Source organism: Salinarchaeum chitinilyticum, from assembly GCF_055390775.1.
On sequence record NZ_AP043888.1, the window covers coordinates 1,207,247 to 1,220,448 of the forward strand.

Genomic DNA, 13,202 nt, shown 5'->3' on the forward strand with positions numbered 1-13,202 from the left:
TGACCCTGTTCAGCACGCCGAGTATCGTCGAAGGGCCGACGGGCCCCTTTTTCGTGTCGCCGATGTGTGGAGTTTCGAAGCGACAGTCTGGCGGGGTTCGGCTTTCTCGGTCGATACTGTAGCGGAAATTCCGAGATAGTCGACCGCTGTCACGAAACAGCGAGCTTCCGTGAGTCCATGTATTGGGTCGGTCAGGGTGATACTCCGTGATTCGTCTCCCGGCCGAGGGAATGTGGCCTACCGTTAGTACTAACAGCCAGTCCGTCAATGAGCGGCGTATGGCTTCCGACCAGCCACCGAACATCCTCTGGATATCGCTGGAAGACACGAGCCCACGATTTGGCTGCTACGGCGACGACGTCGCCGAAACGCCCAACATCGACGGTCTCGCCTCCGACGGTCGCGTCTACACCGAGGCAAGTGCGACCGCGGGCGTGTGTGCTCCTTCTCGCGCTTCGGTGATCACAGGGTGCTATCAAAATTCGATTGGGACACACCACATGCGGACGAAACACACGAACGAGGACACCCCTGATCTGCCAACACCCTATTCGGCAGTGCCCCCTCACTTTGTAACTGCATTTCCGGAGTTACTGCGTACGGCGGGGTACTACTGTACGAACAACGAGAAAACAGACTATCAGTTCGACAACCTCGGGGAGGGTCTGCACGACTTCATCCCACCGGAGTCGATGTGGGACGAGTGCCACGGTGACGCTCACTGGCGGAACCGACCCGACGATGACCAGCCGTTCTTCGCCGTGTTCAATCCCATTCGAACCCACGAGAGTGGGATGTGGGAGGAGGGACTGGCAGGGGTTCAGGGGGAGCCGGACACTGATCCCTCCGTCGTGGACGTCCCGCCGTACCTTCCCGACACGGATGGAGTTCGGAAGGCAATCGCACGGCAGTACGATAACATCGCCCGGTCTGACGAGGAAGTGGGGAAGCTGCTACACCAACTGGAAGAAGACGGTGTTGCGGAGAATACAATCGTCGTCATCTGGAGCGACCACGGAGAGGGCCTCCCACGCGCGAAACGGACGCTCTACGAATCGGGCGTTAACGTCCCCTTGGTCGTCCGATGGCCGGGTGAAATCGAAGGTGGTGAGCAGAGCGATCGGCTGGTCAGTCTCGTCGATCTCGGTCCAACAATGCTGTCTCTGGCTGATGTCGACATTCCGCAGTGGATGGAGGGAGAGCCCTTCCTCGGCCCGGAGGAGACCGATTCTCGCGACTATACCATGGCTGCTCGCGATCGTATCGACGAGAGTTACGATATGGTCCGGTCGATACGCAACGACCGGTACAAGTACATCCGGAACTACGATCAGTCCAACCCTCCCCTCGTCTGGGTGCCGTTTCGAGCCCAGGGAGCGGCGATGGAGGATCTCATCAGACTGCATGCCGAGGGGGAGCTCGAGGGGCCCGCCGCCGAGCTACTATCCGGCGGTCGACCAGCTGAGGAACTCTACGACCTGAAAGAGGATCCCCACGAAACCGAGAATCTGGCCACTGACACCGATCATTCGGATGTCCTCGACGAACTACGTGCCGAGATGGACGAGTGGCTCGATGGGATCGACGACATGGGTCAGGTTGATGAGTCCCAGATGGTCGAGCAAATGTACCCCGATGGGGAGCAACCCACAACGTCGACGCCGACGTTCGTCCCGAACGCTCCGGAAAACCGGACTATCGAGGCTACGCCGGAAGGGGGCGAGTTCACGGGCCCCGCAACGGTGGCCATCCACTGTGACACCCAGGGGGCGTCGATCGTATACACCACCGACACGACTGATGACCCCCACTGGGAACTGTACACGGGGCCGATCCGGCTCCCTGAGGGGGAGCTGACGTTACGTACCAAAGCGATCCGGTACGGCTACATCGAAAGTGAAGTTCGAGCGGCTACGTTTACGGTTTCGGGGTAATCCACCAGGGCAACCTTCGGTACGCCGTTTCGCGAGATAATACGATATTATTATTGTATATATCCCCCCATAAAAGCCACAAACTCCTCGTGGTAGCAGAAGTTATTTATGATAGTGGGTATAGCGCATTTGGTATGCCATCAGATGACACTGGCATGAATGTGGATCGTAGAGAGATGCTTGGAATGCTCGGAGCGGGCTCGACAGCTCTCCTTGCTGGGTGCGCCGGAGCTGGTGGTGGTACGGAAGAGGGGACGTTCACGGATTACATGTGGGCGACGCCGATGAACCACCAGTACAACCAGTACAACCCGACAAATTACGGGGCAGATCCCGCTCCGTTCCTGTTCGGGTGGCTCGCAAACTGGGATCAGACCAATAATGAGTGGGTCTCCCATCTTGCCGAGAACTGGGAGCACTCCGGTGACACGGTCACGCTCGAAATCAGTGACCAGTACGTCTGGCACAACGGCGATGATTTGACCGCAGAAGACGTGGCCACGAAGCTCCGTGTTGAGGACGTTATGGGCGCACAGTCCGTTTCCCCGTTTGAGTCTCTCACCGTCGAAGACAGCACGACGGTTACCCTCGGTCTCAGCACTGAGATCAACTCTGAAGTAATGTATCAGAATCTTCTCCCCATCATGATCGACACACCGGAAAGCGTCTATGGGGAATACGTCGAGGGTGCTGAATTCGGCTCCGATGCGGACAAAGCCGAGTACACGCAGGAGCTCGTTCAGTTCTCGTGGGACGAACCGATCGGTTGGGGGCCCTTCGAGTTCGATCGACGGACCGAGCTCGGCGTCGAATTCACGAAGTTCAGTGACCATCCGTTTGCAGACGACATCAACTTCGACACGGTCAGCATCGAATCGGTCGAAAGTAAACAGCAGAAGATGCAGGGCTATTTGTCGAATAATGTGTCCGGCGGCGGGATGATTCCGACGAAGCAGACGAGTGAGGACCTGTCGGATCGATACCACCGCTGGGATTTCCTGCGTGGACTCGGTGGAGCGTTCCACTTCAACCAAAGCAGGGAGGTTTTCCAGGACGTACGCGTCCGACAGGCACTCTGCCACGTCATGGATAACGAGCCGATGACTGCCAATATGACGGCGATCGGGAAGGATCCCCTCGACCATTTCACGGGGTTCCACGGGACGGAAGAGACACAGCGGAGTTACCTGGGCGATGCGCTGGATTCGTTCAATTCCTATGACGATACCGAGCAAGCAGTGACGCTGCTCGAGGAAGCGGGATTCTCGAGAGACGGTGGCAACTGGTACGAGCCCAGCGGCGATCGATTCCAGATCGACCTCGTGTCGACGAGCGGGTTCGCCTCGTGGCGGGATGCGACGAACGAGGCATCGCGGCAACTGGGTGAGTTTGGAATCGAGACTGAGTTCATTGCCGAGCAAAATAGCACGTACCTGTCGAACACGCTACCGAATGGTGATTTCGACATTGCCCCGTCCTTCCTTGGGATGGCCGGCATTTTCCACCCACTTCCCCATCTGAATTCTGGATTCTTCGGATTCCCGCAGTACGATCCCGGATTCAACCCTTCGGAAGAGTACTCAGTTCCCATGCCGGTTGGTGATGCTGAGGGCTCTACTGAAACAGTCAACGTGAATGAGGTGCTGGACCAAATCCGGACGTCATCTGGCGAGGACGCCAACAGCGCCATCACCCGAGCTGCATGGGTGTTCAATCAAACAATGCCGACGTATCCGATCTTCTCGGCACGCGGATACATGTACCTCGACACGAACAACTGGGAAGCCAATATGGAATCCCCAGTGACGAACACATACTACCCCCTCGAAATGCTCCTGCACAACGGGGATATTCAGGAGCAATAACTCTCAGAGCTGATACAGCCCATACTACAGGAATACAATAATGGCCTCAAGTTCCCTCAAACGACATATCCTCCGGTTCGCACAGGTACTGTTCACGATCTGGTTCGTGATCACGTTCACGTTTGGCCTGATCCGGCTACTCCCTGGTGGACCGATGGACTATCTGAAAGCGCAGTTTGCCGAACAGGATCTATCGTCCAGCGCGCTCGCCGCCCAAATGGAGACGTATACGAACATCAACCCCAACCAACCCCTGTACGAACAATATATCAATTATATGGTTAATTTGTTCCAGGGGGATATGGGCCAATCCATGTGGTACGACGAACCCGTTGCCTCGATCATCACCGAGGCACTCCCGTGGAGCCTGCTCCTGGTGGGAGTCTCCCTCGCTCTGATGTATCTGATCGGGGTCGTCGGGGGCGCGCTGATGGCCTACAGTGAGGGCACTCGCTTCGACAACGCCATGTCGATGATCTCGATCGTTTGCAATTCGGTGCCATCCTACGTTGCGGGAGTCGTATTCCTGTATCTCCTGGCGTTCCAATGGAGTATCTTCCCCACTGGGGGGACGGCCGGGACGGACGTCAGTGCGGGGCTCAACGTGGCATACATCTACAGCGTGCTGAGCCATCTGGTGTTGCCCGTTGCATCCTTCGTGCTGACCGGATTCGGGTTCCGGGCACTCGTCATGCGCGGGAACAGTATCAGCATTCTCGGGGAAGAATACGTGCGAGTCGCCCGGCTCCGCGGACTCACTTCGAGGAGTATTGCACTCAAATACGTGGGGAAAAACGCAGTACTGCCGTTGTACACTGGACTGTTGATCTCCTTCGGCCGACTGATCGGCGCGACCGTCATTATCGAGGAAATCTTCCGGTACAGGGGGCTCGGATACTACATGTTCCAGGCTATCCAGGCAAGGGACTATCCCCTGATGATGGGTTGTTTCATCGTCATCACTGTCCTCGTTACCCTGGGAGTGTACGTTGCAGACCTCACGTATCGGCTGATCGATCCACGGACGGATACGAGGGAGGAAACTGCAAACATCACAGTTCGGAGTTCCGTGTACAATCTGAAGTCGCTGCTCGCCGGGCTCCGAAAAAAGATATCCTCCGTCGCGTCACGCGGCTCCGAGAGCACGCCGCTCGCGGCGAGTAGACGAGACCTCAACGATTTCCAGTTCGGAAACGACGACAAGTTCAGTCATAGCAGCTATGATCGCAATCCCGTCCAGTATGTACTGGTTCCGTTGAAAATCATCTGGGAGGACTGGCGGACGCGGGTTGGGTTATCTATCGTTCTATTTTACGTTGCAGTGGGGATAATCGGCCCCGAGCTGCTCCCGGCACCGACATCCGGTCAGGCTCCCCGACAGATGAGTGCGTTCCAGACGCTGGAGCATCCGTTTGGGTCCGACGCGGCTGGACGGGATCTGCTTTCGCTCGTGGTCTATTCGACCAGGCCAATGCTCGAGATGATCCTGGCAGGCGCGCTCTTCGCAACTGTTGCGGCCACGGTTGTGGGGATCATCTCAGGCTATGCGGGTGGTATCATCGATCGCGTCCTGATGACCATCTCCGACGTCACTATCGCGATCCCAGGGATTCCGCTGGTTATCGTGCTCGCACTGCTGCTCCAGCCCGAAGAGCCCTGGTTCATCGGGCTGATCCTGACGATCAATGCGTGGGGCGGAACTGCCCGACAGATCCGCTCGGAGACGCTCTCGATCCGTAGTCAGTACTACGTCGAGGCGTCCCAGGTGCTGGGGGTCTCCTCGTTCCGTATCTTGCTCAAGGATATCCTCCCCAACATCCTGTCGTTCATCCTGATCAAGTTCGTCGGAAGCGCCAGACGGGTCGTCTTCGCATCGGTCGGTCTCTACTTCCTGGGGGTGCTCCCGTATAGGCTCACCCACTGGGGGGTAACGATGCAACAGGCCTACAACGGCGGCGCGCTCCTGTCGACCGAGCTGGCCTATTGGTTGTTCATCCCGATGATGGCGGTCGTCATCCTGAACTTCGGCTTGGTGCTGTTCGCTCAGGGGACGGATCGGCTGCTGAACCCACAGATCAGAGCAAAGCACAAAGACACAGGTACCTCGGCAGAGACGGACGGCGAGACGGCCACAGCAAACGTCAACTAAGACAATGAGTGTCAATTCACAATCCGCCGAAAGAACGCAGGAAGCTCGGAAGGTGATCAGCGCACGCGATGTCAGTGTGACATTTGATATGTCTCGGGGGGAGTCCCGGGTGCTCGATAATGTCAGCATGGACATCTACGATGGCGAAATCATCGGAATTGTCGGAGAAAGTGGCAGTGGGAAGTCCATGTTTGCGGATGCCCTACTGAACGCCGTCGTTGACCCGGGCGTGCCGTCTGGAGAGATCTCCTACACCAGGGAGGACGGCGAATCGGAGAACATTCTCGACCTGGATGGGGAGAATCTCCGGAAGTTCAGGTGGAACGAAGTGGCGATGGTCTTCCAGGGTGCACTGAACGCGTTCAACCCCACCAGCGAGATCCGCGACCACTTCGTCGAAACCCTGGAGGCCCACGATGCTGACAAGGAGGAGGGGATGGAGCGAGCAAGGCAGCTCCTAGAGGATCTATATTTAGATCCGGAGCGTGTCTTGGATTCGTATCCCCACGAACTGAGTGGCGGCATGAAGCAGCGGGCCCTGGTCGCGCTGAGCCTCGTCCTAGATCCTGACGTGCTCGTGATGGACGAACCCACCGCCGCGTTGGACCTCCTAATGCAGCGGTCCATCATCAAGCTTCTTCGGGAAATTCGGGACAAGTACAATCTCACGATGGTGTTCATTACGCACGATCTTCCCCTCGTGGCCCGGCTTGCGGACCGACTGGCCGTGCTGTATGCCTTCGAGTTCGTCGAAACTGGGCCAACCGAGAAGATCCTGAATACGCCATCGCATCCATACACGCGTGAACTGCTGAATGCGACTCCCGACATTAGCGCCCCGATCGAACAGATGAAACCCGTCAATGGGTCTGCGCCCGATCCCGTGAACACCCCCGACGGATGTTCGTACCATCCTCGATGCCCACTCGCCGACGAGAAGTGTAAATCATCAGATCCCCCATTCCACTCGGTGGATGACGATCACGACTCGGCGTGCTTCTACTGGGAGCAAGCCAGAGAAGAGATTCCAACGGCGAGTGAAGGAGGTGAGATGCATGAGTAAAACGAGCGATGAGCCAGTCATCACGCTCAACAATGTCAGCGTCGAATTCGGGGAGAACTCGTCGATATTTAATCTCTTTGACGACGATGAGGTAGTGAAAGCCGTCGATAACGTCTCAATCGAGATCCCCGAGAACCAGGTCGTGGTGCTCGTGGGTGAGAGCGGTTGCGGGAAGACTACGCTCGGGAAGACCGCCATTGGGCTCCAGGAGCCGACGTCGGGAAGCATCGAGTACCGTGGGCATGATCTCTGGGAAGCGAAACGGGGGGGTGGCGACATGTCGTACGAGGAAATGCGTCGTTCACTGCAGATCATCCATCAGGACCCAGGCAGCTCCCTCAACCCGAACCGGACGGTCATGGCAACGCTGTTGGAACCGATGCGAAAGTGGTACTCGCATCTTTCCTCCGGAGAGAGACGGTCACGAATCCTCTCCATGATCGACCGTGTGGGGATGTCGCCCCCGGACGACTATGCTGCCAGGTATCCACACCAACTGAGCGGTGGAGAGAAACAACGCGTTGCGCTCATTCGAGCGCTCATGATGAACCCCGACCTCATCTTGGCCGATGAGGCGATTAGTGCGCTCGACGTCTCGCTGCGAATCGAGATGATGAACTTGATGATCGATCTGCAGGAGAACATCGGGACGTCGTATCTGATGATCTCGCACGACCTCTCGAATGCCAGGTACATGGCCGAGAAGACGGACGGCTATATTGGCATCATGTACCTGGGGGAGATCGTCGAGTACGGTCCGCCGTCGGAAGTGATCGGAAACCCGAGCCATCCGTACACGAAGGCGCTAAAGTGGGCCACACCCGAGCTCCAATCGTTCGCTGAGACTGGCGAAGAGATGCCCATCAGAAGTATCGACATTCCGGACGCGGTCAATCCGCCTAGTGGCTGTCGCTTCCACACGCGGTGCCCCGAGGCACGTGAAGTGTGTACCGAGGAACATCCCGAGGTGTCCATCGATCAGGAACTGGGCGAATATCGCTCTGCGTGCTTCCGTGAGTACGATGATCACGAGTATTGGGAGAGCGAGGAGATCACAGAAGCGGAGGCGACTATCGGTGATTGAATCGATTTAGCGGAAGGTCACCTGCGGCCCCAACCCCGTACCGGTCGCTTCGACCGGGGTGCGTTGTAGAGGCCACGGATAGGATCTGCCTCGGACGTGGATTCGAGCAATCGGTAGACAACGTCGGTCTATCGTGCACACCGAGCCAGACAGTAGCAACCATCGTGATATCCCACAGGATCGACTCCCGGAAGATTTTTTGAGGTAGGTTATCGAAGTTCATTCGCCATGCGAATAGTTTACATTGACGTCGACTCGTTACGGCCGGATCACTTGGGTTGCTATGGGTACGATCGAGATACGTCTCCCAATATCGATCGAATAGCAGAGGAGGGACGCCGTTTCACGAACTATTACGTCTCGGACGCTCCATGTCTCCCGTCACGAACCGCGTACTTGTCGGGGCGGTTCGGGATCCACACGGGAGCGGTTGGCCACGCAAGAACCAATGCGGATATTCGTCCGCGAGGTGGCGCCCGAGGACATGCAAACCACGGGGAGTATCGAACGCTCCCGACCGTCCTGCAACAGAGCGATCACGACACTGCATTCATCAGCCCGTTTCCGCAGCGACACGGTGCCTGGCACGTCATCGACGGATTCCAGGAGTGGATCGACACGGGCGGCTTCGGCATCGAACGTGCTGAAGTCGTGTACCCCCACGCTGAGGAGTGGCTGCAGGAGAATGCCAGTGAGGAGGATTGGTATCTACACGTGAATTTCTGGGATCCACACACACCGTATGACACTCCCCAGTCCTACGGCAATCCGTTCGCAGACGACCCAGCACCAGACTGGCTAACCGAGGAAACACTCCAAGAACATTACGAGAGCTATGGCCCTCACAGCGCACACGACCCGTTTCACGGCAATTTGACGGGGGAGGGTCCGGACGACCTCGAACGTACCCCGGACGAGATCGCGGATCTCGATGACTTCGACCGATGGGTGGACGGGTACGACGTCGGGATCAAGTACATGGACGACTACATCGGCCAGCTCATCGAGCTCCTGCAGGACGAGGGGATCTACGAGGAAACGATGATCGTCGTCTCTGCCGACCACGGTGAAAACCTGGGCGAGCTCAACGTGTACGGCGATCATCAGACTGCAGACGACATCACGTGCAACGTTCCGCTGATCGTGAAAGGCCCAGGCGTCGAACCCGGCGTCGACGACGATCTCCACTATCACGTCGACTTCTCGGCCACGCTCGCCGAGTTCGTCGACGGCGAGATCCCGGACGGCTGGGACGGCCAATCGTTCCTGGATTCCCTCTCGGAAGGCGAATCCGATGGCCGCGAGTTCCTCGTCACGGGACAGGGTGCTTGGGCGTGTCAACGCGGTGTTCGCTGGGATGACTGGTTCTTGCTTCGAACGTATCACGACGGCTGGAGGGAGTTCGACCCAGTCGAACTCTACGACCTCTCAGCGGATCCACACGAGACGGAGAACGTCGCCCAATCTAACGTCGAGGTCGCGGAGCAGGGCATGGCACTGCTCAATCGATGGATCGGCCAGCGAGGCCTGAACGCCGCGCTGGGCCAGGACGGTGGGAACCCCGAGGGACCACGGGCCCTCGTCGACCCACTGTTCGAGGTCATCCAAGAAGGGGGATCCGTCTACCTGGAGGGGAACCTGGATACGTATGCAACCCGGCTTCGAGAAACCGGTCGGGAGGAGCATGCAGAGCATCTAGAGAAGACCGAAGGCATCGTCGAACAGGACCCTGCGGAGTATCTTCGCTGACGCTCTCCGCAGACGGCCCTCCTCCCACCTCGAAGGCGGGTGGAGAACGCAAGAGGCACTGAAGGGACTCGTGAACTGGACGTCAGGGAAGATCCGAACCACGTGCCTGCTCGAACGATTGGTTCGTACGGTCGGCGGGCTGGAACGGATTCCCCGCCTGCACAGGAGTCCGATTACTCTGTCGCGGTGACGACGTAGTCGTCGAAGTTGAGGATAACCTGTTGAGCGGTATCACCGAATACCGCCTTCCCGGTCGGGCGGCGACGTTGTCCGATGAGGAAGATGTAGTCACAGGAACTATCGTTCGCGACGTCGAGGATCGTTGACGCCCGTTTCTCGTCGTTCTTGACGGCACGCCCCAGGGGCTCCGCCTCGACGTCGATATCGGACAGCAGGTCGCTGATGGCGTTCTGTGCCACGGTTTTCGCGTACTCGGCTGCACTCATCTCGTAGGTTTCGCCCTCGACCGCCGCGATCGAATCCATCACCGCGGAATCGTTTTCGAACTCCGAATCGCTCACGACGGTTAACACACGAAGCGGTGCGTCCTGGGCGGCTGCAAGCTCACCAGCTTCGCGGATCAGTTCAGGCGCACGGTCGCTCGGATCAGTAACTACAAGCGGGCGCTCCATAGGGCAGTGATGGTTACTGGTGCACAAATAGCTTGTTGTGGAACGTACGGGGGTTGCCCCGAAGACTCCGTACTGTGTTGGTTGCTCTGTTCATCAGCGATTGATACGATGGCCGGTTCAAAACGAGCGGGGGCTGAAGACCGTGGGCAACGCGCGTCTAGCTATCGAAGTTGCTGGGCCCCAGCAACTACTCGGCTTCTGTGAAATGCAAATCGTAATTACTGTGGAAGGATGATTGTTGCTCGATGGATGCGTCAACGGAAGACGTAGTGGAAACTATTCGTACATCTCCGTTGAAGCGATTGCTCTCCGACAAACCGCTTCTGGTGATCCTCTCGCTTTCATTTATCGGGGGGCTGGGGACCGGCGTTCCTTCGCCGGCGATGCCGGAAATGGTGTCAGCACTCGGTATCTCCGAGGGACAGATCGGGTACATCTTGTCCGTCTTTTTTCTCGGCACCGTACTTGCATTACCGTTGTCCGGACTGCTCATGGACAACTACGGCCGCAGGCCGGTTGTTCTCTCACTCGTCTTTCTCTTCGGGGCGGCAGGAACTGCAATCGCCTTCGTACGGAGTTTCGAACTAATTCTTCTCCTACGATTCCTCCAGGGAATCGGGTTCGCGGGAACCATCCCGTTGTCAGTCACCCTCGTCGGGGACCTGTATTCGGGGCCCACGGGTTCGAGTGCTCAAGGACTCAACATCGGTGCATCCGGAGTCGCGAGGATCGTCGTTCCTGCTGTGGCAGGATTCCTGGTGAGTATCGCCTGGTTCGTCCCATTTCTCCTCCATGGGGTAGCACTGCTCGTCTTCGTTATTGCATATTTTTACCTCCCTGAAACGATGAATAGTCGCGAATCGGGGCCGGGCGAGTCGACAACAGAATCATATCCGTCACGTGTGCGAGCTGCTGTGAGGGGGCTCATCAACGAGCTTCGGCATCCGCCGCTTGCAGTGTTACTCGGCGGAGTGTTCCTGATCTTCTCGGCCCGGTTCACCATCACAACGTTCGTGCCGCTGTACGCCGTCACCACGATGAACGCAAGTTACTTCGTCGCGGGTGTTGCGCTCTCCGTAACCGGGATTCCGCGCCTCATCGTGTCTCCATTCGCAGGATCGTTCGACGACAAGGTCGATCAGCGGACTGCGTTCGTCGCAACGATCGGTATGCTCGGCGTCGGAATCCTCCTCATTGGGGTCGTAGAGAACGTCGTTGCCTTATTTGCGGTGTTAACCGTATACGGTGTCGGAGATGCCCTTTACAATCCGATCCTGAACAACACGGTAACTGGAATGGCCGAAGCCGGCCATCGTGGGCGAATCACAAGCATCATGGAGACGTTGAAGACTGGAGCGATCGTAACGTCACCTGCGCTCTTCGGGGTGGTACTCGCGGCCATCGGGTACGAACAGATGTTTGCCCTCGCCGGTATTCTCGCCCTTCTCCCCTCCATCCCCATCCTGTTCTTCATCGGTGAGTAGAGACACTGATCGGACCAGACCTTCCTTCGTCGGTGAGTCGTTTCGATGATGCATTGGCGTTGCGCCGAACAGACGTCGAAACGCCCGTGCCTCGTCTAGGGGTTCCGGTCCGGGGTGACCAGCAGCGGCAGCTCGTGATCGTGGATGGGGAATACCACCGAAATGTTTTGTTGCGGGCTCCCTTTGGGGCAGGATATGGCCGAAGACGATCCAGCTTGCTGTGCTGCTTCCCGGACCCAGGGCTCGGAGTCCTCCGATCCGCAGAATACAGGCCAGGTCGACGACCAGACCACTCGTGCACCTGCGACGCCTGATGACGATCGAACTGCTGGAATGGTTCACGTCGACGGCGGTAGCTTTACGATGGGAACGGATTCAGACGTTGGATTCCCGGAGGACGGTGAGGGGCCAGCCCGTGAGGTCACTGTCGATCCATTCTACGTCGACAAGTACGCCGTGACGAACGGCCAATTCTTGGAGTTCATCCGCGAGACCGGATATACGACCGATGCCGAGCAGTACGGATGGTCGTTCGTTTTTCAGGATTTCCTCACCGACCAAGCCCAAGACCATGTCTTGCAAAACGTCGATGCTGCCCCCTGGTGGTTTGCTATCGAGGGTGCGACCTGGTTCCGACCGTACGGTCCCGGGACGAACGTTCTCGAGGAAGAGCTGTTGAAACATCCCGTCACCCACGTTTCGTGGCGAGACGCTGCAGCGTATGCCGAATGGGCGGGCAAGCGCCTCCCCACAGAGGCTGAATGGGAGTATGCCGCTCGCGGTGGCCTCGAACAGCGACGCTACCCATGGGGCGACGATCTGAAACCCGATGGTGAGCACCGCTGTAACATCTGGCAAGGCGAGTTCCCCGAACACAATTCCGGTGACGACGGTTATCGCTCGACTGCACCTGTCAACGCCTTCCGCCCGAACGGCCACGGACTGTACAACGCCTCCGGAAACGTCTGGGAATGGTGCGGCGATTGGTTCAGTGCCGACCATCAAACGACCGATGCGTTCGATCCGGATAATCCGGTTGGCCCGTCAGGGGGCAATCAGCGTGTAATGCGCGGCGGATCGTATCTCTGTCATCGATCCTGGTGTAACCGGTATCGGGTTGCCGCTCGATCGAAGAACACTCCGGACAGCTCGACGGGAAATATTGGCTTCCGGTGTGTCGTGGACGCCGCCACCGAGTAGGGAGCTCACGCGGGCGAAAGTTCTGCGTTCCCAACCTCCACG

9 protein-coding genes are annotated in these 13,202 nt (G+C 57.8%); 8 read left to right on the plus strand and 1 reads right to left on the minus strand.

From position 1 onward, the window contains the following. The first annotated feature begins 278 nt into the window (after positions 1-278). The 6 genes from ACZ5KP_RS05955 to ACZ5KP_RS05980 all read left to right on the plus strand — a co-directional run bounded on the left by ACZ5KP_RS05955 (position 279) and on the right by ACZ5KP_RS05980 (position 9,844). Positions 279-1,934 (plus strand): sulfatase-like hydrolase/transferase, encoded by a 1,656-nt coding sequence (locus tag ACZ5KP_RS05955; RefSeq protein ID WP_460920912.1) that lies wholly within the window; start codon positions 279-281, stop codon positions 1,932-1,934. Positions 1,935-2,068: 134 nt separating this feature from the next. Further along, the gene (locus tag ACZ5KP_RS05960; RefSeq protein ID WP_460920914.1) at positions 2,069-3,799 is read left to right on the plus strand and encodes an ABC transporter substrate-binding protein; all 1,731 of its coding nucleotides are present in this window, start codon (positions 2,069-2,071) and stop codon (positions 3,797-3,799) included. 40 nt (positions 3,800-3,839) lie between these two features. Further along, the gene (locus tag ACZ5KP_RS05965; protein ID WP_460920916.1) at positions 3,840-5,948 is read left to right on the plus strand and encodes an ABC transporter permease subunit; all 2,109 of its coding nucleotides are present in this window, start codon (positions 3,840-3,842) and stop codon (positions 5,946-5,948) included. 127 nt (positions 5,949-6,075) lie between these two features. Beyond that, on the plus strand, positions 6,076-7,011 hold the full coding sequence (locus ACZ5KP_RS05970; protein WP_460920918.1) for an ABC transporter ATP-binding protein: 936 nt from the start codon (positions 6,076-6,078) through the stop codon (positions 7,009-7,011). Continuing rightward, positions 7,004-8,095, plus strand: coding sequence for an ABC transporter ATP-binding protein (locus tag ACZ5KP_RS05975; RefSeq protein ID WP_460920920.1), 1,092 nt, complete (start codon positions 7,004-7,006; stop codon positions 8,093-8,095). The genes ACZ5KP_RS05970 and ACZ5KP_RS05975 overlap by 8 nt, the downstream gene beginning before the upstream one ends. A gap of 228 nt (positions 8,096-8,323) precedes the next feature. Beyond that, positions 8,324-9,844, plus strand: a complete 1,521-nt coding sequence (locus tag ACZ5KP_RS05980) for a sulfatase family protein (RefSeq protein WP_460920922.1) — start codon at positions 8,324-8,326, stop codon at positions 9,842-9,844. Between the two features lie 173 nt (positions 9,845-10,017). Here ACZ5KP_RS05980 and ACZ5KP_RS05985 read toward each other — a convergent pair whose 3' ends face one another. Then, a complete protein-coding gene (locus ACZ5KP_RS05985; RefSeq protein ID WP_460920924.1) occupies positions 10,018-10,476 on the minus strand; it encodes a universal stress protein in 459 nt (152 codons plus the stop codon). A 245-nt stretch (positions 10,477-10,721) separates the two neighbouring features. Between ACZ5KP_RS05985 and ACZ5KP_RS05990 the strand changes: the two genes are divergently transcribed. Both ACZ5KP_RS05990 and ACZ5KP_RS05995 read left to right on the plus strand, forming a co-directional pair. Continuing rightward, positions 10,722-11,960 (plus strand): MFS transporter, encoded by a 1,239-nt coding sequence (locus tag ACZ5KP_RS05990; protein WP_460920926.1) that lies wholly within the window; start codon positions 10,722-10,724, stop codon positions 11,958-11,960. 195 nt (positions 11,961-12,155) lie between these two features. After that, complete coding sequence (locus ACZ5KP_RS05995; RefSeq protein WP_460920928.1) at positions 12,156-13,160, plus strand: formylglycine-generating enzyme family protein; 1,005 nt, start codon at positions 12,156-12,158, stop codon at positions 13,158-13,160. Positions 13,161-13,202 lie beyond the last annotated feature (42 nt).